Source organism: Pseudomonas sp. NPDC090233 (genome assembly GCF_044772285.1).
Taxonomy (GTDB): domain Bacteria; phylum Pseudomonadota; class Gammaproteobacteria; order Pseudomonadales; family Pseudomonadaceae; genus Aquipseudomonas.
In genome coordinates this window covers 109,751-129,069 of the sequence record NZ_JBIVYQ010000007.1, presented here as the reverse complement: position 1 = coordinate 129,069, position 19,319 = coordinate 109,751, and the positions used below count along the sequence as shown (strand labels likewise).

Sequence of the window (19,319 nt, the reverse complement as noted above, 5' to 3'; positions counted from 1 at the left end):
TCCTCACCGCTCGATCAGCGCAATGCGCTTGTTGTACCAGTTCATCAGCAGCGAAATGCTGATGCTGATGGCGAGATAGACACTCATGGTGATGGCAATCACCTCGATGGCCTGGCCGGTTTGGTTCAGCACGGTACCGGCGAACAGCGAGACCATCTCCGGGTAGCCGATACCGGCCGCCAGCGACGAGTTCTTCGCCAGGTTCAGGTACTGGCTGGTCAGCGGCGGGATGATCACCCGCAGTGCCTGGGGGATGATCACCTTGCGCAGGGTCGGGCCTTCGCGCAGGCCGAGCGAACGGGCCGCTTCGGTCTGGCCGTGGCTGACCGAGCGAATGCCCGAGCGCACGATCTCGGCGATGAACGCCGCGGTATAGATAGTCAACGCCAGGGTCAGCGCCAGCAGTTCAGGGATCAGCACCCAGCCACCGACGAAGTTGAAGCCCTTCAGTTGCGGCACTTCCCAGTGCACCGGGCTGCCGAACAGCAACGCGCAGAGGCCGGGAATGGCAATGAACAGCGCCAGGCCCACCCAGAACTTGTGGAACGGCTCGCCGGTCTCGTTGAAGCGTTTGTTGGCGTATCGCACCATCACCACGATCGCCACGATCGCCAGCAGCACGGCAACGACGAACGGCCAGAAGCCCTCGGCCATCGAGGCGCCGGGCATGTTCAGGCCTCGGTTGCTGATGAAGAACATGTCGTCGATGTTGATGCTGCCCCGTGGCCCCGGCAGGGTCAGGAACACCGCGAAGTACCAGAACAGGATCTGCAGCAGCGGCGGAATGTTGCGGAAGGTCTCCACATACACCGTCGCCAACTTGTTGATCATCCAGTTCGGAGACAGCCGCGCCACCCCGATGATGAAGCCCAGGATGGTCGCCAGGATGACGCCGATGAAGGTCACCAGCAGCGTGTTGAGCAGGCCGATGACGAACACTCGCGCGTAGCTGTCGGACTCCACATAAGGAATCAGATGCTGGGCGATGCCGAAGCCGGCACTGCGGTCGAGAAAGTCGAAACCGGAGGTGATCCCCCGGTGTTGCAGGTTGGTTTGCGTGTTGTGGAACAGGTACCAGCCCAGGCCCACCACGAAGATGATCGTGAGAACCTGGAACAGCCACGCGCGCACACGCGGATCGTTCAGGGATAGCCCCTTTTGCGCGCCGATTCGATTTTGCATGAAGTGCCCCGGACAGTAGGGTTCGAACAGCCTGCGGCGGCGGAATGCCGCCGCAGGGTGCAACCATCAGCGCACAGGTGGCGCGTACTGGATGCCGCCGTTGTTCCACAGGGCGTTCATGCCACGGTCGATCTTCAAGTCAGTGCTTTGGCCGAGGTTCTTCTCGAACACTTCGCCATAGTTGCCCACTTGCTTGACGATCTGCACTACCCAGTCCTTAGGCAGTTTGAGGTCTTTGCCGTACTCACCGTCAGCGCCGAGCAGGCGGGCGTTGTCCGGGTTCTTGGTGGACTTGGCTTCGGCCTCGACCGTCTTCGAGGTGATGCCTGCCTCTTCGGCATTGAGCATGGCGAACAGGGTCCACTTGACGATGCTGAACCACTCCTCGTCGCCTTTGCGCACTACCGGGCCCAGCGGCTCCTTGGAGATGGTTTCCGGCAGCACCACGTATTCGGTCGGTGCAGCCAGCTTGGAGCGCTGGGCGAACAGCTGCGACTTGTCCGAGGTCAGCACGTCGCAACGGCCCGATTCCAGCGACTTGGCGCTTTCGTCGGAGGTGTCGAAGGTGATCGGGGTGTACTTCAGGCCATTGGCGCGGAAGTAGTCGGAGACGTTCAGCTCGGTGGTGGTACCGGCCTGGATGCAGATGGTCGCGCCGTCGAGCTCCTTGGCGCTGGAAACACCGAGCTTCTTGTTGACCAGGAAGCCCACGCCGTCATAGTAGGTGACACCGGCGAACACCAGGCCCATGCCAGCATCGCGCGAGCTGGTCCAGGTGGTGTTGCGCGACAGCACGTCGACTTCGCCGGACTGCAGCGCGGTGAAGCGTTCCTTGGCGTTGAGCTGGCTGAACTTGACCTTGGTGGCGTCGCCGAACACGGCGGCGGCCACGGCGCGGCACACGTCGGCATCGATACCGACGATCTTGCCCTGCGCATCAGGTACCGAGAAGCCTGGAAGACCGTCGCTCACGCCACACTGGACGAAGCCCTTCTTCTTGACCGCATCGAGGGTGGCGCCGGCCTGGGCGGTGCTCACGGCGCCCAGCGCGGCGGCAGCGGTGAGGACTGCCAGGGTGGTTTTCAACATCTTCATTCACAACCTCCAAATCGCTCTTGTTGTACGAGCCGGAATTGCACCGCACCCTTATGAGGCGCATCCGACCCTTGTTGGCTTGTTATTGGGTCAATTGGCGCAATGGGCTGTTCTACGACAGCCTTCGCTTGCAAAGGGTGTTACCGTGCCGGCCTGACCCCTGCATCGAATGATTCATAGCAAACGGCGTACCACAGTCGACGGCTAAAGCGATTAAGCCCACGTCAAGTAGGGAAAGTTGTATCGTTGCGACATTCTTTTTCTGACAATCATTTCCGGCGCCTTCTTTTTGCGCATGCCTTTACAAGATCCGCACACTTTCGGAGCAGTCATGACCAACCCGCTGATTCTCGAACCTCAGAAAACCGCAGACGCCTGTGTGATCTGGTTGCACGGCCTGGGTGCCGACCGTTACGACTTCCTACCGGTTGCCGAATTCATGCAGGAACGCCTGCTCAGTACACGGTTCGTCATGCCACAAGCGCCGACTCGGCCAGTCACCATAAATGGCGGTTATGCCATGCCCAGCTGGTACGACATCAAGGCGATGACCCCGGCCCGTGCCATCGACGAGGCGCAGCTGGAGGAGTCTGCCGAGCAGATCATTGCGTTGATCAAGGCAGAACAAGCCAAGGGCATCAACCTGTCGCGGATCTTCCTCGCCGGTTTCTCCCAGGGAGGCGCGGTGGTGCTGCACACGGCTTATATAAAGTGGCAAGAAGCGCTGGGCGGCGTCATCGCATTGTCCACCTACGCCCCCACCTTCAATGACGCGCACCAGCTCAGCGCCTGCCAACAGCGCACCCCAGCCCTGTGCCTGCACGGCGTACACGACCCGGTGGTGATTCCGTCCATGGGCCGCACCGCGTTCGAGTACCTGAATACCTGGGGCGTGGCCGCGCAATGGCACGAGTACCCCATGGAACACGAAGTGGCGGTCGAAGAGCTGAGCGAGATCCACGACTGGCTGAGCAAACAACTGCAATAAGCAGGCTCACTTGTAGTCGTGGGCCTATTCCGCTACGCCGCGCCCGGTTCTTGCATTACACTGCCCGGCGTACATTCCTTAATCAGTTGATGAGACGATCGTGCTCAAGGCACTCAAAAAAATCTTCGGCAAAGGAGACGCCGCGCCCCAGGCCGCCGCTCCTGCTGCCAGCGCCACGCCGCCCGCGCCCGCCGCGGCCCCCGTGGCTCAGCCCGAGCGCCAGCCCCGCCAGCCGCGCGCCAAATCCCCCGCCAAAGCCCAAGCGCCTGAGGCAGCGCCTGCTGTCGAGCAGCCGGCCAAGGACAAACCGCGTCGCGAGCGCAAACCAAAACCCCAGGCCAGCCTGTGGAAACCGGAAGACTTCGTGGTCGAGCCGCAGGAAGGCAAGACCCGCTTCCACGACTTCAAGCTGTCCAACGAGCTGATGCACGCCATCCACGACCTGGGCTTCCCGTACTGCACGCCGATCCAGGCTCAGGTGCTGGGTTACACCCTGCGTGGCCAGGACGCCATCGGCCGCGCCCAGACCGGCACTGGCAAGACCGCCGCGTTCCTGATTTCGATCATCTCCCAGCTGCAGCAGACGCCGCCGCCCAAGGAACGCTACATGGGCGAGCCGCGCGCACTGATCATCGCGCCGACCCGCGAGCTGGTGGTGCAGATCGCCAAGGACGCCGCCGCCCTGACCAAATACAGCGGCCTGAACGTGATGACCTTCGTCGGCGGCATGGACTTCGACAAGCAACTCAAGTCCCTGGAAGCGCGCCACTGCGACATCCTGGTGGCCACCCCAGGCCGCCTGCTGGACTTCAACCAGCGCGGCGACGTGCACCTGGACATGGTCGAGGTGATGGTGCTGGACGAAGCCGACCGCATGCTCGACATGGGCTTCATCCCCCAGGTCCGGCAGATCATCCGCCAGACCCCGCCGAAGAGCGAACGCCAGACCCTGCTGTTCTCCGCCACCTTCACCGACGACGTGATGAACCTGGCCAAGCAGTGGACCACCAACCCGGCGATCGTCGAGATCGAGCCGGAGAACGTCGCCAGCGAAACCGTCGAGCAGCATGTTTATGCCGTGGCCGGCAGCGACAAGTACAAGCTGCTGTACAACCTGGTGACCCAGAACAAGTGGGAACGGGTGATGGTGTTCGCCAACCGCAAGGACGAAGTGAGGCGCATCGAGGAGAAACTGGTGCGCGATGGCATCAATGCCGCCCAGCTGTCGGGCGACGTGCCGCAACACAAGCGCATTCGTACCCTGGAGAACTTCCGCGAAGGGCGCGTCACCGTGCTGGTGGCCACCGACGTGGCAGGGCGTGGCATCCATATCGATGGCATCAGCCATGTGATCAACTTCACCCTGCCGGAAGACCCGGATGATTACGTGCACCGGATCGGCCGTACCGGGCGTGCGGGGGCTGAGGGGGTGTCGATCAGCTTTGCCGGGGAAGATGACTCGTATCAGCTGCCAGGGATCGAAGAGTTGCTGGGGCGCAAGATCAAGTGCGAGATGCCGCCGGACGAGCTGCTCAAGCCGGTGCCGCGCAAGCATCATTGATCGGTGTTGCCTTTTTCGCGGATGAATCCGCTCCTACAGGGACCGCGCTGAACCCTGTAGAAGCGGATTCATCCGCGAACCGGGGCAAAGCCCCGGCCATTCACTCCAGACCTACCAGCGCCCCGCCGCATCCTGGTCACTCTGCTTCCCTTCCACCCAACGCGCCCCTTCCTGGGTATTCTCCTTCTTCCAGAACGGCGCCCGGGTCTTCAGATAATCCATGATGAAGTTGCAGGCATCGAACGCCGCCTGCCGATGCGCACTGGCCACGCCGACGAACACGATCGGCTCACCCGGTTCCAGCGCACCGATTCGATGCAGCACCTCGACCTTAAGCAACGGCCAACGCTGCTCGGCCTCGACCACGATCTTGGCCAGAGCCTTCTCGGTCATGCCCGGGTAATGTTCCAGGAACATCCCCGCCACATCCCGACCATCATTGAAATCGCGCACATAACCAACAAACCCAACCACCGCACCCACGCCAACATTGGCGGCGTGCATGGCATTGACTTCAGCGCCCGGGTCGAACGCTGTTTCCTGCACTCGCACGGCCATGTTCAGCCTCCGGTGACCGGTGGAAAGAACGCCACCTCATCGCCCGCCTCCAGCGGTTCATCGAGCTTGCACAGCTCTTCATTGCGCGCGCACATCAGGTTCTGCTCGGCCAGCACTTCATATTGCCCGCCCTTGGCCACCAGGGCCTGGCGCACATCGTCGACCACCTCGAAATCCCCTTCCAGGCGCTCGGCGTCCACACCGAGCAACTCGCGATAACGGGCGAAATACATCACTTTCACATTCATCACGCATCCACCTTGTAGTGGCCACTCTTACCACCCAGCTTCTCCAACAGGCGCACCTGCTCGATCACCATGCCCTTGTCCACGGCCTTGCACATGTCGTAGATGGTCAGCGCGGCGACGCTGGCAGCAGTCAGGGCCTCCATCTCCACACCGGTCTGCCCGGCCAGCTTGCAGCGGGCGACGATATGCACCACATCCTGCCCCTCGGCGCTCAGTTCGACCTTGACGCTGGTCAGCATCAGCGGGTGGCACAGCGGAATCAGATCACTGGTCTTTTTCGCCGCCTGAATGCCGGCGATGCGCGCCACGGCGAACACATCGCCCTTGGGGTGCTCACCGTCGACGATCATCTGCAGGGTCTGCGGCAACATGCGCACCCGCGCCTCGGCCACGGCCTCGCGCTCGGTCACGGCCTTTTCGGTGACGTCGACCATGTTGGCGCGCCCCTGGGAATCAAGATGTGTCAGCACTGCTCTGCTCCTGTGAAGGGAACACAGAGTGTAAACCTGTGGGTCAGGTTTGCGCAGTGGAAAAAACCGGGCGGCGTACCGCCCGGTGGGTGAGGGTTACAGATGCGACTCGGCGTACTCGGCCAGCACCGAACGCGGAACGCCCTGCAAGGTGATGTGCACGCCGTGGGGGAAGTCCTTGAAGCGTTCGGTCAGGTAGGTCAGACCGGAGCTGGTCGCGGACAGGTAGGGGGTGTCGATCTGCGCCAGGTTGCCCAGGCAGACCACCTTGGAACCGGAGCCGGCACGGGTGATGATGGTTTTCATCTGGTGCGGCGTGAGGTTCTGGCACTCGTCGATGAGGATCAGGCTCTGCTGGAAGCTGCGGCCACGGATGTAGTTCAGCGATTTGAACTGCAACGGGACTCGTTCGAGGATGTACTCGACGCTGCCATGGGTGCTTTCGTCATCCATGTGCAGGGCTTCGAGGTTGTCGGTGATGGCACCCAGCCACGGCTCCATCTTCTCCGCTTCGGTGCCCGGCAGGAAGCCGATCTCCTGGTCCAGCCCCTGCACGCTGCGTGTGGCGATGATGCGCCGGTAACGCTTGCTGACCATGGTCTGCTCGATGGCAGCGGCCAGGGCGAGGATGGTCTTGCCGGAACCGGCGGCGCCGGTCAGGTTGACCAGGTGGATATCCGGGTCGAGCAAGGCGAACAGCGCCAGGCTCTGGTGGATGTCCCGTGGTTTGAGGCCCCAGGCTTCCTGGTGCAACAGCGGTTCCTGGTGCAGGTCGAGCAATAGCAGCTCGTCGTTACGGATGCCTTTTACCCAGCCGACGAAGCCTTGTTCATCGATGATGAACTCGTTGATGTGCACCGCCGGCAGGTTGTCGATCATCTGCACCCGATGCCAGGTGCGGCCCCGCTCCTGGCGGGTGTCGACCTTGCTGACACGGTCCCAGAACGAGCCTGTGACCGAGTGATAGCCCTTGGACAACAGCGACACGTCATCCACCAGCTGGTCGGTGCTGTAATCCTCGGCGGCAATCCCACAGGCGCGCGCCTTCAGGCGCATGTTGATGTCTTTGGTGACCAGCACTACGTCGAAGTCGGTGCGCCGGGCCCGCACTTCCAGCAGCTGGTTGATGATGATGTTGTCGTTGAGGTTTTCCGGCAGCAGCTTGTTCGGCTCGTTGCGCGGGGTCATCAGGATGGACAGGAAGCCCTTGGGCCCACTTTTGTTGCGCTGGATCGGCACGCCCTGCTCGACATCGCTGGGCGAAGCGTCACCGAGGGTCTGGTCGATCAGGCGGATGGCCTGGCGACATTCGGCGGCGATGGTCTGTTTACCGGTCTTGAGCTTGTCGAGTTCCTCCAGCACCGTCATGGGAATGGCGACGTGGTGCTCCTCGAAGTTGAGTAATGCGTTGGGGTCGTGAATCAGGACGTTGGTATCGAGCACATAGAGGATTGGCTTTGTGGAGGAAGGGTTGCGTCCTTGGTCATCCATACTCGGTCACCTTATGTCGAAGCCACACGGCGCGGTCTGCTGCGCCGCAGAGTGACTGCCGTGCTCCCCGTATCCGCGTTGCTACGGGCGGGAAGTGAACCTGGCAAGGTGGGCTTGGATGACGCCACCTGTGCTGCAGGAATCGGCTGTCTGGTTTCTTCATACCGCAAAAACGATGACTAAAAAAAGCATTTTTACGTGTTGGTGAAGTTTATTTTTCCGAATGACGAACAGGGCTTGGCGGTAGCACCAGACGGGTCTACAGTCAGAAGTCAGACCCGTTATTCCTGATGTCCATATTCGCGGCAATCTGCCCAACCGATGCCGCTCTGCGCGGTATTGTGCAGTAACCATTCCACCGCCGGCTGTGCCTTGGGCAGGCTGTCATGGAACTGGATCACCCCTTTGCGCCACAGCAGCATCAAGGTCACGACACGTTGCGCCGAGGCCTCGGCGGTCAATGGCCCGTCATCCTGGGCATCGATATCCCACAGCGACACGCGCAACTGCTGGCTGGCCATGAACGCCTCGCCATCGGCTCGACGCTGCCCATAAGGCGGGCGGAACAGCGGTACGTACTGATCCGGGAGGTCGGCCTGGACCCGCGCCTGGCTGCGCTTGAGCGAGTCCTGCCAGCCATTCCACTGGGCATGCGAGCGGTATTCCCAGCCCTGGATCCCCACGCATTGCCCTTTATAAAGCTGGCCCAACGCATTTGCGGCGCCAGCATCGCGGCGCTGCTGCAAGCGGTTGCCCAATACGAAGAAAGTGCCCTGCAGCTTTTGCTTGCGCAGGTAAGCGGTCAGCGCATCCGTGGTGCCACCCTCGGGGCCGGGGCCGCCGACGAAGGTCAAGAGGAATACGCGGTCGTTCAGCTCATCGCCGTTGCGCTCACGGTTGGAGAGGCGCTCCACTTCGCTGCTGGTTTGCGGCAACAAGGCTGCCTTACGCAGCTGTTCGTCCAAATAGCGCACATGAAACTGATGGCTGGGTTCGATCCAGCCGGTGTAAAAAGTGCCGACATCGGCGGCGAACGTCGCCGCCTTGGTGCGCAAATCCGCCATAGACTCGACCAGATAACAGAACGACGCGTCCTGCTCGCAACTGCGCTGCGCCTGCTGGTACCCCTGCCACAGACGCTGCCAAAGGCGCGCTCGCACTGCGCGCACTTTCTGCAGGTTGATCTGCCGCAAGCCCAGCCGCGCAGCCAGCGCGCCATCATCGAGCAACTCGCTTTCGTGCAACACCTGGGCGAACGACAAGATCTCCGCCCGCGAGGCGACATCGAACAGCGCCGGGCTGTCCAGTTGCTCGGGCCACAGGCTGCGGTCGAGGCTGGCGGGAGGAAGGGGGGCAGCCTGGGCGGCGAGGCTCAACATTGAGGCCAGCAAGGCAGCGGCAATGCGCACGATCGGTCTCTCCGTGACAGCGAAACGCGCACTATAGCGCCTGCCTGGCTCATGGTCTGTGTCTATTGTCGCCATAGTTTGGCGATCCCTCCCCCAGTCCGTAGAATTGCCGCCTACGATTCCAGGAGCCGACCCGATGCTGACGGTGATTTCCCCCGCCAAGACCCTCGACTACGACACCCCGCCGGTGACCGAGCGCTTCACCCTGCCCCAGTACCTCGATGACTCCCAGGAACTGATCCTGCAGCTGCGCGAGCTATCGCCTGCGCAGATCAGCGAGCTGATGCACCTGTCGGACAAACTCGCCGGCCTTAACGCCGCGCGCTTCGGCAGCTGGACCCCGGACTTCACCCCGGCCAACGCCAAGCAGGCGCTGCTGGCCTTCAAGGGCGACGTGTACACCGGCCTGGATGCAGAGACCCTCGGCGAGGCCGATTTCACCTATGCCCAACAGCACCTGCGCATGCTCTCCGGTCTGTACGGCCTGCTGCGCCCGCTCGACCTGATGCAGCCCTATCGCCTGGAAATGGGCACTAAGCTGGCCAATGCCCGCGGCAAGGACCTGTATGCCTTCTGGGGCACGCGCATCAGCGAATGGCTGAACCAGGCGCTGGCCGATCAGGGCGACGATCTGCTGCTGAACCTGGCCAGCAACGAGTATTTCAGCGCAGTGAAACGCAGCGCGCTGAAGGGCCGGGTGATCAACGTCGACTTCAAGGATTGGAAAAACGGCCAGTACAAGATCATCAGCTTCTATGCCAAGAAGGCCCGCGGGATGATGAGCCGTTTCGTGATTCAGGAGCAGGTCAACGATCCCGAGCAGCTCAAGCAGTTCGATGTGCAGGGCTATTACTACAGTGCAGAGCAGTCGAAGGCTGATCACCTGGTGTTCCTGCGCGATCACCCCGCCGAGTGACGCTGTATGCCCGGTGGGAGCGGCTTCAGCCGCGAACACCGGCGCAGCCGGTGCCATCCACCCCGTCGCATTCTTCGCGGCTAAAGCCGCTCCCACGGTGCACTCTTCAGCCCTCACGAAGCCATATTCTTGGCGCCAAAAAACCACCACACCTAGCGTTATCGCCAACCGTCATAAGACCGTTCGTACTTTTTTGACGAATTTTGAAAAAATTTTTTGCATGCTGGCACAAAAATATCTCGTAACGTTTTCGCCCTTTATATCCAAGGGTGAAACACCCGCGTGCCATCAATTTGAAAGTATTTACCCCTGAAGAATTATTTAGAAATCTTTCATCGACGCAGAACCGACCCAGGAACTTCTCCTACGACCTATCGCTCATAGTGCCGTAACGAATTTCACGCTCCATCGGTGTGAGAGATGACTTACAGATGACAACGGCAGGTATCCGCTACCCGCCATGGAGAAGTAAGACAGGCTTTACCGGTGTCCCGGAATGCCCTGTCACCGCAGGAGAGACGCGCCCCATACAATTCGTCCTAGTGGTTGATTTCAAAGGATTTATCCACTTGAAAAAACAAGCACTGCAACGCGTAAAGTAGCGCCTTGCAATAAAGACGGCTGCATTTCAGGGCACGCCTTTTAATTACTGGCCATTTACTGCCAACTTTGAGTGCATAACTTTGTGCGCTCCGGACTTATTCATGCCTGCGCTCGGTGAAGTGTGCATTCGCCAGGGATCCGTGCGCCTTGAAACTGTTGTTAATCAACCCAGTCCGGCTCTTCCCGGAAGAGCCGACGTGATAAACACATGAGGTGATAGCGATGCGTATCAGCATCTTTGGTTTGGGTTATGTGGGTGCGGTCTGTGCAGGCTGCCTGACGGCGCGAGGCCATGACGTGATTGGTGTGGACGTGTCCAGCACCAAGATCGACCTGATCAATCAGGGCAAGTCGCCCATCGTCGAACCTGGCCTGGAAGCATTGCTGCAGCAAGGCATCGCCAATGGCCGCCTGCGCGGCACCACCGACTTCGCCGAGGCCATCCGCGCCAGCGACGTGTCGATGATCTGCGTCGGTACCCCGAGCAAGAAAAACGGCGACCTGGGCCTGGAATACATCGAGGCCGTGTGCCGCGAAATCGGCTACGTCCTGCGTGACACCACCCGCCGCCACACCATCGTGGTGCGCAGCACCGTGCTGCCGGGCACCGTCAAGAACGTGGTCATCCCAATCCTCGAAGACTGCTCGGGCAAGAAAGCCGGCGTCGACTTCGGCGTTGCGGTCAACCCTGAGTTCCTGCGTGAAAGTACTGCGATCAAGGACTACGACCACCCGCCGATGACCGTCATCGGTGAACTCGACAGCGCCAGCGGCGACGTGCTGCAAAGCCTGTACGAAGAACTCGACGCCCCGGTCATCCGCAAGCCGATCGAAGTGGCCGAGATGATCAAGTACACCTGCAACGTGTGGCACGCCACCAAGGTCACCTTCGCCAACGAAATCGGCAACATCGCCAAGGCCGTGGGCGTCGACGGCCGCGATGTGATGGACGTGGTCTGCCAGGACAAGGTGCTGAACCTGTCGCAGTACTACATGCGCCCTGGCTTCGCCTTCGGTGGCTCGTGCCTGCCCAAGGACGTCCGCGCCCTCACCTACCGCGCTGCCAGCCTCGACGTGCGCGCGCCGCTGCTCGATTCGCTGATGCGCAGCAACGAGTCGCAGGTGCAGAACGCCTTCGAACTGATCGAAGCCCACGACAAGCGCAAGGTCGCCCTGCTCGGCCTGAGCTTCAAGGCCGGCACCGACGACCTGCGTGAAAGCCCGCTGGTGGAACTGGCCGAGCGCCTGATCGGCAAGGGCTACCAGCTGGACATTTACGACGAGAACGTCGAGTACGCCCGCGTTCACGGGGCGAACAAAGAGTACATCGAGTCGAAGATCCCGCATGTCTCGTCGCTGCTCAATGCCAACTTCCAGAAGGTCATCGACAACGCCGACATCATCGTCCTGGGCAACCGTGACGAGCAGTTCCGCGCGCTGGCCGAGCAAGCGCCGGCCGGCAAGCAGGTGATCGACCTGGTCGGCTTCATGAGCAAGGCAACCTGCACCACCAGCCGTACCGAAGGCATCTGCTGGTAAGCCCTCGGCCGGGCGACGCAAGCCTCCCCACTTGCGTCGCCCTCCTTTCCCGAATTCTCGACGGATGCTGAACATGCAAAGGCTCCAGACAGTGCTGTTGCAGTGCGCCGGTTGGCTGCTCTACATGAGCCTGCTCATGTTGATCGCCCTGGCTCTGCCGGCCGATATCTTCGACTCGCAGTCGAAGCACTTCATCTTCCTGGTCGGCGCAGTCGGCATCTGGCGCTATTCCATGGGCGCCACCCATTTCATTCGCGGGATGATCTTCCTCTACGGCGTCTACCCGTACCTGCGCCGCAAGGTGCAGAAGATGGGCAAGGCAGCCGACCCGTCGCACGTCTACCTGATGGTCACCAGTTTCCGTATCGAAGCGCTGACCACCGCCCAGGTGTACAGCTCGGTGATCCGCGAGGCGATCGACTGCGGCTTCCCCACCACCGTGGTCTGCTCGCTGGTGGAGATGTCCGATGAACTGCTGGTGAAAAGCCTGTGGGCCAAGTACAACCCGCCGGCCCACGTCAAGCTGGACATCGTGCGCATCGCCGGTACCGGCAAGCGCGACGGCCTGGCCTATGGCTTCCGCGCCATCTCGCGGATGCTGCCGGACGAAAACGCGGTGGTTGCAGTGATCGACGGCGACACCGTGCTGGCCGAAGGCGTGGTGCGCAAGACCGTACCGTGGTTCAAGCTGTACCCCAACGTCGGTGGCCTGACCACCAACGAGTTCTGCGAAGTGCGCGGCGGCTACATCATGAGCGAGTGGCACAAGCTGCGCTTCGCCCAGCGCCACATCAACATGTGCTCGATGGCACTGAGCAAGCGCGTGCTGACCATGACCGGGCGCATGTCGATGTTCCGCGCCAGCGTCGTGACCAACCCCGAGTTCATCGCCGACGTCGAAAGCGACTCGTTGATGCACTGGCGCCTGGGCCGCTTCAAATTCCTCACCGGTGACGACAAGTCCAGCTGGTTCAGCCTGATGCGCCTGGGCTACGACACCTTCTACGTGCCGGACGCCGCCATTAACACGGTCGAGCACCCGCCGGAAAAGAGCTTCCTCAAAGCCAGCCGCAAGCTGATGTACCGCTGGTACGGCAACAACCTGCGGCAGAACTCCCGCGCGCTGGGCCTTGGCCTGGGCCGCCTGGGGCTGTTCACCAGCATCGTGCTGTTCGACCAGCGCGTGTCGATGTGGACCAGCCTGCTGGGCCTGACCGTGGCGGTGATCGCCAGCCTCAAGTTCGGCATCGGTTTTTTGCTGGTGTACCTGCTGTGGATCGGCATCACCCGCCTGATCCTGACCATCATGCTGCTGTGCTCGGGCCACAACGTAGGCCCGGCCTACCCGCTGATCCTCTATTACAACCAGATCGTTGGCGCGCTGATGAAGATCTACGTGTTCTTCCGCCTCGACAAGCAGTCCTGGACCCGCCAGCCCACTGCCCTCAAGCGTGACCTCGCCAGTTTTCAACAATGGTTCAACACCTGGTCCTCGCGGACCATGACCTTCTCGGCAGCCAGCATCTTCGTCGCTGTGCTGTTCATGGTCGTGTGAGCCCAACCCGGATCGGATTAACAGGAACAAACCACCATGAATACCGCCGTGAACGTCAATGTCGTGCATGAGTCCGAAGCCCAGCGCCAACACGCCCGGGTGCGTATCCCAGCCAAGCTGCGCTTCCTGGATGCCCAGCGCCAGACCCACGATGTCAAAGTCGAGGACCTCTCCGCCGGTGGCCTGAGCTTCTTCACCAAGCAGCCACTGTCGGTGGGCGACGTGCTGCGCGGGCGCCTGCAGTTCGTGGTCGACAACCTCGGCCTGTCGATGGACATCGAATTCCAGGTGCGCTCCTACCAGACCGACAGCGGCCGGACCGGTGCCCAGTTCCAGAACCTCGAACCGCGCGACATCGCCACCCTGCGCCATATCATCACCAGCCACCTGTCCGGTGAACTGATCAGCATTGGCGATGTGCTCAGCACCCTGCAGCGCGACAACTTCACCAAAGCGCGCAAGCAGAAGGACGGCGGCTCCGGTCTGTCCGCCTTCGGCCGCTTCAAGGCCGTGACGATGACCCTCGGCGTGTTCGTAGTCGGCGTGGCCGCCTTCGGCTTCGTCGCCAAGTCGCTGTACGGCATGTACTTCGTCAGCCACGCCGAAGCCGGCGTGGTCGCGGTACCGACCACCAACGTCACCATGCCGCGCGACGGCACCGTCAACAGCCTGGTCGAGAGCGGTGGCCTGGTGGTCAAGGGCGCGCCACTGGCGAGCTTCAGCACCAGCATGCTGGACATGCTCAAAGGCCACCTGGACGACTCGCAACTGGAGCCGGCCAAGGTCGAGGAACTGTTCGGCAAGCAACTGTCCGGCACCCTCACCAGTCCTTGCGATTGCGTGGTAGCCCGCCAGCTGGTGGACGACGGCCAGTACGCCGCCAAGGGCCAGCCGATCTTCCAACTGATCCCACGCACCACCAACCCGATGGTCGAGGCGCGCTTCAGCTACCGCCAGTTCGACGAGGTCAAGCCAGGTACCCGGGTCAACTTCCAGGTCGCTGGCGAAGATGAAGTGCGCACCGGCCAGATCGTCAGCAGCGCCAGCCTCGACAGCGACAACCTGGCCTCGGACATCCGCGTGCAGATCAAACCCGACAGCGGCCTGCCAGCAGAACTCGCCGGGCGTCCGGCCTCGGTCAACAGCGACCGTGGCCCTTCGCTCAACTGGCTGATCGACAAAGCCGTGGCCCGTGGTCTGTAAGAGGATCCTGCGATGATTCCCCATAAGAAAAGCGCAAGCCTGGGCCTCTGTGCCCTGGCTGTGGCGATCGCCCTGGCCGGCTGTGCGGGCCTGCCCGACCAGCGCCTGGCCAACGAAGCCCTCAAGCGCGGTGACACCGCGCTGGCCGAGCGCAACTACAAGGCCCTGGCCGACATGGGCTACAGCGACGCGCAAGTGGGCCTGGCCGATATCAAGGTCGCCACCGGTGACCCGGACCAGTTCAAGCAAGCCGAGGAAACCTACCGCGCCGCCGCCGCTACTTCGCCGCGCGCCCAGGTGCGCCTTGGCCGCCTGCTGGTGGCCAAGCCCGACAGCACCCAGGCCGAGCGCGAAGAGGCCGAGACCTTGCTCAAGCTCGCCGCCGCGCAGGGCGAGCAGAAAACCCTGATTCCCCTGGCGATGCTCTACCTGCTGTACCCGCAGAGCTTCCCCAAGGTCAACGCCCAGCAGCAGATCGACCAGTGGCAGGCCGCCGGCCACCCGGAAGCGGGCCTGGCGCAGATCCTGCTCTACCGCACCCAAGGCACCTACGACCAGAACCTGGACAACGTCGAGAGGCTCTGCAAGCAAGCCCTCGACACAATGGACGTGTGCTACGCGGAACTGGCCACCGTCTACCAGAAGCGTGGCCAGGCCGACCAGCAGGCCGCCCTGCTGCAACAGCTCAAGGCCGGCTATGCCCGCGGCACCGTGCCCGCCACGCGGGTCGACAGCGTCGCCCGCGTATTGGCCGACCGCAACCTGGGCCAGACCGACGAGAAAACCGCCAAGGACCTGCTCGAACACATCGCTCCGGCCAACCCGGCTTCCTGGGTCAGCCTGGCGCAACTGGTCTACGACTTCCCCGAGCTGGGCGACACCGACCAGCTGCTGGCCTACATCGACAAGGGCCGCGAAGCCGAACAGCCACGCGCCGACCTGCTGTTGGGCCGCCTCTACTATGAAGGCAACGCCCTCCCGGCTGATGCCGAGAAAGCCGAGCTGCACCTGCAAGCCGCCGCCGATGCCGGCGAGATCAGCGCCGACTATTACCTCGGCCAGCTGTACCGCCGTGGCTACCTGGGCGATGTCGAGCCGCAGAAGGCTGTCGACCACCTGCTCACGGCCGCCCGTGGTGGCCAGAACAGCGCCGACTATGCCCTCGCCCAGCTGTTCAGCGAAGGCCACGGCATCCGCCCCGAGCCGACCAACGCCTGGGTGTTCGCCCAACTGTCGCAGGTCTACCCGACGCCGCAATCGACCGAACTGGTGCAGCAACTCGACCAACAACTCACGCCCGAACAGCGCAGCCAGGCCCAGAGCCTGCTGGCGCAGGAGAAACAGGCGCGCGGCAACATGGCCCAGGTGGGCCGCCGCAGCCTGACCATCGATGCCCTGCAAGACCAGGATTCTGCTGTAGACGGTGAGGACATGCTATGACGCTCAACCCCTTCGTGAAAGCCGGCATTGGCCTGACCTTCGCCCTGCTGTGGTCGTGCCCGACCCTGGCCGACATCACCGCGCAGAAGAACTTCGGCATGGACGTGAAGATCACCGGCCAGTCGGAAGACGACCGCGACCTCGGCACCCGCCCCGGCGGTGACGTCAACGGCCTGGGCCTCGACCTGCGCCCTTGGGTGTACGGCGAGCGCGGCAACTGGAGCGCCTACGCCATGGGCCAGGCGGTCGCCGCCACCGACACCATCGAAACCGATACCCTGCGCCAGAACGACGACGGCACCACCACCGATACCGGTGACGACAGCCGCAAACCGGACAAAAGTTACCTGGCCATGCGCGAGTTCTGGGTCGGCTACAGCGGCCTCACTCAGTACCCCGGCGAGCAACTGCGCCTGGGCCGCCAGCGTCTGCGCAGCGACGACGGTATGTGGCGCGACACCAACATCGAGGCGCTGAACTGGACCTTCGACACCACCCTGCTCAAGGCCGACCTGGGCGTGGCCCAGCGTTTCAGCGAATACCGCACCGACCTCACCGAGCTGGCCCCGGAAGACAAGGACCGCACGCATATCTACGGCAACGTCGCCACGCAATGGACCCCCGGCCACTGGGTCGGCGTGCGTGCCCACCACACCCATGACAGCGGCAGCCTGAAAAGCCCGGGCGAAACCATTGATGCACTGGACAAGACGCGCACCGGCGACCTCACCTGGCTGGGCCTGGAAGCCAACAGCGACGCCTATAACTGGCGCAACGACCACACCGTCAACTACTGGGGCAGCCTGACCTGGCTGACCGGTGACCGCGACAAACTCAGCAGCCAGCAGGTCGGCGACGATCAGGTGGCCACCGGCAAACAAAGCGGCGACGTCAACGCCTGGGCCACCGACCTCGGCATCCGCCTGCGCCTTGACCCCCAATGGCAAGTCGGCGCGGCCTATGCCCGTGGCAGCGGCGGCGGTGGCGACGACGGTTCGAACAACTTCGAGCAGACCGGCCTTGAGAGCAACCGCTCCAACTTCACCGGCACCCGCTCGCGCGTGCACCGTTTCGGCGAAGCCTTCCGTGGCGAGCTGGGCAACCTGCAGGCGGCCACCCTGTTCGCCTCCTGGCAGCTGCGTGACGACTACGACGCCAGCCTGATCTACCACAAGTTCTGGCGCGTCGATGGTGAGCAGAACATCGGTTCCAGCGGCATCAACGCAGCGGTCAACGACAACGGCGTGAGCCGCCCGCTGGTCAACGGTGAAAAAGACCTCGGCCAGGAAATGGACGTGGTCGTCACCAAGTACTTCAAGCAAGGCCTGCTGCCGGCCTCGATGAGCCAGGCGATCGACGAGCCGTCCGCGCTGGTGCGCCTGCGCGCCGGTGTGTTCAAGCCGGGCGATGCCTATGGCAAGGAAGCGGATTCGTACATGCACCGCGCCTTCGTCGACGTGATCTGGCGCTTCTGAGGCCGGGAGAGGACCTGCTATGAACCTTCACCCGCACATCCGTCACAGCCTCCTGGCCAGCGCACTACTGCTGGCCTCACACTTGGCCGTCGCCGCCGAACAACCGGTGGTTGCCAAGGAACTGCAGCAGGCCAAGACCTACACCGTGACCAGCGCACCGGTCGAGCCGCTGCACATGGACCCGCCCAAGCTGCCCGACCTCAGCGGCTACACCGCAGAAGCCGTGCAGAAGAAGATCGACCGCCGCCACAAGGGCAAGGTCAGCGTGCGCCGCATGCTGCAGGAAGAGTCGCTGAAGGAATTCATCGGCGGCGACAACAAGGCCGCCGAGTGGGTGCAGCGCCAGCACGGCATTCCCCAGGCGATCTTCGTCGATGACGGCCATGTCGACCTGGTGGAGTTGAGCAAGAAAGTGCCCAACCAGTACCTGCGTGAGGTCGAGCCGGGTGTGTACCTGGCGCGCCTGCCGATCGTGGTCGGGCAGAAAGGCATCCTCGAGATCGACGGCAAGGTCAAGCAGCTGCGCCTGTCCCAGGAAGGCGGTGCGTTCCTGGTCAACGACGGCAAGCTGTTCGTCAGCGACACCCAGGTCACCGGCTGGCGCGAGAAGGACAACGGCCCGGCGACCTTTCGCTCGCCCAAGGAATTCCGCCCCTTCCTGCTGTCGTGGGGCGGCACCGAGACCTACATCGTCAACACCAAGATGGCCAGCTTCGGCTACGCCAAGTCCAAGTCGTACGGCGTAAGTATTTCGCAGTACACGCCGAACATGGCCAAGCGCATGGGCCGCCCGGAACCCACCGGCTGGATCATCGGCTCGGAATTCAGCGACATGTGGTACGGCTTCTACTGCTACGAGACGCAGGACTTCGTGGTCAAGGACAGCACCTACCGCGACAACATCGTCTACGGCATCGACCCGCACGACCGTTCGCACCGCCTGATCATCGCCGGAAACACGGTGTACGGCACCAAGAAGAAGCACGGGATCATCGTTTCGCGTGAGGTCAACGACAGCTGGATCATCAACAACAAGAGCTACGACAACAAGCTCTCGGGCGTGGTGATCGACCGCAACAGCGTCAACAACCTGATCGCCTACAACGAGATCTACCGCAACCACACCGACGGCATCACCTTGTACGAAAGCGGCGACAACCTGATCTGGGGCAACAAGCTGATCAACAACCGCCGCCACGGCATCCGCGTGCGCAACAGCGTGAACATCCGCCTGTACGAAAACATCGCCATGGCCAACGGCCTGGTCGGCGTGTACGGGCACATCAAGGACCTCTCCGACACCGACCGTGACATCGACCTCGATCCGTTCGACACCAAGGTTTCGCTGATCGTAGTCGGCGGTGAACTGGCGGCCAACGGCACCGGCCCGCTGTCGATCGACTCGCCGCTGTCGGTCGAGCTGTACAAGGTCTCCATGCTCGCCCCGCGCAAAGCCAGCGGCATCAGCCTCAACGGCATCCTCGGCGAGCGCCAGGACGAAATCCTCGACCTGCTGGTGCGCCAGCAGAAGGCCGTGCTGATCGACCCGGTCGAACGCCAGACCGAAATGATCGATTAAGGAAGCC

At 62.4% G+C, this 19,319-nt stretch carries 16 protein-coding genes; 9 read left to right on the top strand and 7 right to left on the bottom strand.

Going from position 1 to position 19,319, the window contains the following annotated elements; all coding sequences use genetic code 11:
• Positions 1–3: 3 nt before the first annotated feature.
• Together ACIQUF_RS20345 and ACIQUF_RS20340 are read right to left on the bottom strand one after the other, a co-directional pair.
• Complete coding sequence (locus ACIQUF_RS20345) at positions 4–1,182, bottom strand: amino acid ABC transporter permease (RefSeq protein ID WP_403134773.1); 1,179 nt, start codon at positions 1,180–1,182, stop codon at positions 4–6.
• A gap of 66 nt (positions 1,183–1,248) precedes the next feature.
• Positions 1,249–2,277, bottom strand: coding sequence for an amino acid ABC transporter substrate-binding protein (locus ACIQUF_RS20340; protein WP_403134771.1), 1,029 nt, complete (start codon positions 2,275–2,277; stop codon positions 1,249–1,251).
• 331 nt (positions 2,278–2,608) lie between these two features.
• Between ACIQUF_RS20340 and ACIQUF_RS20335 the strand changes: the two genes are divergently transcribed.
• Together ACIQUF_RS20335 and rhlB are read left to right on the top strand one after the other, a co-directional pair.
• Positions 2,609–3,265 (top strand): alpha/beta hydrolase, encoded by a 657-nt coding sequence (locus ACIQUF_RS20335; RefSeq protein WP_403134768.1) that lies wholly within the window; start codon positions 2,609–2,611, stop codon positions 3,263–3,265.
• 100 nt (positions 3,266–3,365) lie between these two features.
• A complete protein-coding gene (gene rhlB / locus ACIQUF_RS20330; protein ID WP_403134765.1) occupies positions 3,366–4,826 on the top strand; it encodes an ATP-dependent RNA helicase RhlB in 1,461 nt (486 codons plus the stop codon).
• Positions 4,827–4,937: 111 nt separating this feature from the next.
• Here the strand turns inward: rhlB and moaE are convergent, their stop codons facing one another.
• The 5 genes from moaE to ACIQUF_RS20305 form a co-directional block, all read right to left on the bottom strand.
• Positions 4,938–5,384: a molybdopterin synthase catalytic subunit MoaE gene (gene moaE / locus ACIQUF_RS20325; RefSeq protein ID WP_403134762.1), complete on the bottom strand. Its 447-nt coding sequence runs from the start codon at positions 5,382–5,384 to the stop codon at positions 4,938–4,940.
• 2 nt (positions 5,385–5,386) lie between these two features.
• Positions 5,387–5,632 carry a molybdopterin converting factor subunit 1 gene (gene moaD / locus ACIQUF_RS20320; RefSeq protein ID WP_403134759.1) on the bottom strand — a complete coding sequence of 82 codons (246 nt, stop codon included), beginning with the start codon at positions 5,630–5,632 and terminating at the stop codon, positions 5,387–5,389.
• Positions 5,632–6,102, bottom strand: coding sequence for a cyclic pyranopterin monophosphate synthase MoaC (gene moaC / locus ACIQUF_RS20315; RefSeq protein ID WP_403134757.1), 471 nt, complete (start codon positions 6,100–6,102; stop codon positions 5,632–5,634). The genes moaD and moaC overlap by 1 nt, the downstream gene beginning before the upstream one ends.
• Positions 6,103–6,198: 96 nt before the next feature.
• Positions 6,199–7,593, bottom strand: coding sequence for a PhoH family protein (locus tag ACIQUF_RS20310; RefSeq protein WP_400799885.1), 1,395 nt, complete (start codon positions 7,591–7,593; stop codon positions 6,199–6,201).
• 281 nt (positions 7,594–7,874) lie between these two features.
• Positions 7,875–9,002: a polysaccharide deacetylase family protein gene (locus tag ACIQUF_RS20305; protein ID WP_403134754.1), complete on the bottom strand. Its 1,128-nt coding sequence runs from the start codon at positions 9,000–9,002 to the stop codon at positions 7,875–7,877.
• A gap of 136 nt (positions 9,003–9,138) precedes the next feature.
• On the opposite strand from ACIQUF_RS20305, the gene yaaA reads away from it, so the two are divergent.
• From yaaA to algG, 7 genes are all read left to right on the top strand, one after another.
• Positions 9,139–9,918, top strand: a complete 780-nt coding sequence (gene yaaA, locus ACIQUF_RS20300) for a peroxide stress protein YaaA (protein ID WP_403134751.1) — start codon at positions 9,139–9,141, stop codon at positions 9,916–9,918.
• An 825-nt stretch (positions 9,919–10,743) separates the two neighbouring features.
• The gene (locus tag ACIQUF_RS20295; RefSeq protein WP_403134750.1) at positions 10,744–12,060 is read left to right on the top strand and encodes a nucleotide sugar dehydrogenase; all 1,317 of its coding nucleotides are present in this window, start codon (positions 10,744–10,746) and stop codon (positions 12,058–12,060) included.
• Between the two features lie 73 nt (positions 12,061–12,133).
• The gene (locus ACIQUF_RS20290; protein ID WP_403134748.1) at positions 12,134–13,615 is read left to right on the top strand and encodes a glycosyltransferase family 2 protein; all 1,482 of its coding nucleotides are present in this window, start codon (positions 12,134–12,136) and stop codon (positions 13,613–13,615) included.
• Between the two features lie 36 nt (positions 13,616–13,651).
• The gene (locus tag ACIQUF_RS20285) at positions 13,652–14,818 is read left to right on the top strand and encodes a PilZ domain-containing protein (RefSeq protein ID WP_403134746.1); all 1,167 of its coding nucleotides are present in this window, start codon (positions 13,652–13,654) and stop codon (positions 14,816–14,818) included.
• Positions 14,819–14,830: 12 nt separating this feature from the next.
• Positions 14,831–16,258: an alginate biosynthesis TPR repeat lipoprotein AlgK gene (gene algK / locus ACIQUF_RS20280; RefSeq protein WP_403134744.1), complete on the top strand. Its 1,428-nt coding sequence runs from the start codon at positions 14,831–14,833 to the stop codon at positions 16,256–16,258.
• The gene (locus tag ACIQUF_RS20275; RefSeq protein ID WP_403134742.1) at positions 16,255–17,733 is read left to right on the top strand and encodes an alginate export family protein; all 1,479 of its coding nucleotides are present in this window, start codon (positions 16,255–16,257) and stop codon (positions 17,731–17,733) included. The genes algK and ACIQUF_RS20275 overlap by 4 nt, the downstream gene beginning before the upstream one ends.
• Before the next feature lie 19 nt (positions 17,734–17,752).
• Entirely contained in the window at positions 17,753–19,312 is a 1,560-nt protein-coding gene (gene algG / locus ACIQUF_RS20270) for a mannuronan 5-epimerase AlgG (RefSeq protein ID WP_403134741.1), read from the top strand.
• The last annotated feature ends 7 nt before the right edge of the window (positions 19,313–19,319 follow it).

Bases quoted from the DNA above. Each gene is read 5' to 3' on its own strand.
- ACIQUF_RS20345 (WP_403134773.1), bottom strand. From the start codon at position 1,182: ATGCAAAATCGAATCGGCGCGCAAAAGGGGCTATCCCTGAACGATCCG.
- ACIQUF_RS20340 (WP_403134771.1), bottom strand. From the start codon at position 2,277: ATGAAGATGTTGAAAACCACCCTGGCAGTCCTCACCGCTGCCGCCGCG.
- ACIQUF_RS20335 (WP_403134768.1), top strand. From the start codon at position 2,609: ATGACCAACCCGCTGATTCTCGAACCTCAGAAAACCGCAGACGCCTGT.
- moaE (WP_403134762.1), bottom strand. From the start codon at position 5,384: ATGGCCGTGCGAGTGCAGGAAACAGCGTTCGACCCGGGCGCTGAAGTC.
- moaD (WP_403134759.1), bottom strand. From the start codon at position 5,632: ATGAATGTGAAAGTGATGTATTTCGCCCGTTATCGCGAGTTGCTCGGT.
- ACIQUF_RS20310 (WP_400799885.1), bottom strand. From the start codon at position 7,593: ATGGATGACCAAGGACGCAACCCTTCCTCCACAAAGCCAATCCTCTAT.
- yaaA (WP_403134751.1), top strand. From the start codon at position 9,139: ATGCTGACGGTGATTTCCCCCGCCAAGACCCTCGACTACGACACCCCG.
- ACIQUF_RS20295 (WP_403134750.1), top strand. From the start codon at position 10,744: ATGCGTATCAGCATCTTTGGTTTGGGTTATGTGGGTGCGGTCTGTGCA.
- ACIQUF_RS20290 (WP_403134748.1), top strand. From the start codon at position 12,134: ATGCAAAGGCTCCAGACAGTGCTGTTGCAGTGCGCCGGTTGGCTGCTC.
- ACIQUF_RS20285 (WP_403134746.1), top strand. From the start codon at position 13,652: ATGAATACCGCCGTGAACGTCAATGTCGTGCATGAGTCCGAAGCCCAG.
- algK (WP_403134744.1), top strand. From the start codon at position 14,831: ATGATTCCCCATAAGAAAAGCGCAAGCCTGGGCCTCTGTGCCCTGGCT.
- ACIQUF_RS20275 (WP_403134742.1), top strand. From the start codon at position 16,255: ATGACGCTCAACCCCTTCGTGAAAGCCGGCATTGGCCTGACCTTCGCC.
- algG (WP_403134741.1), top strand. From the start codon at position 17,753: ATGAACCTTCACCCGCACATCCGTCACAGCCTCCTGGCCAGCGCACTA.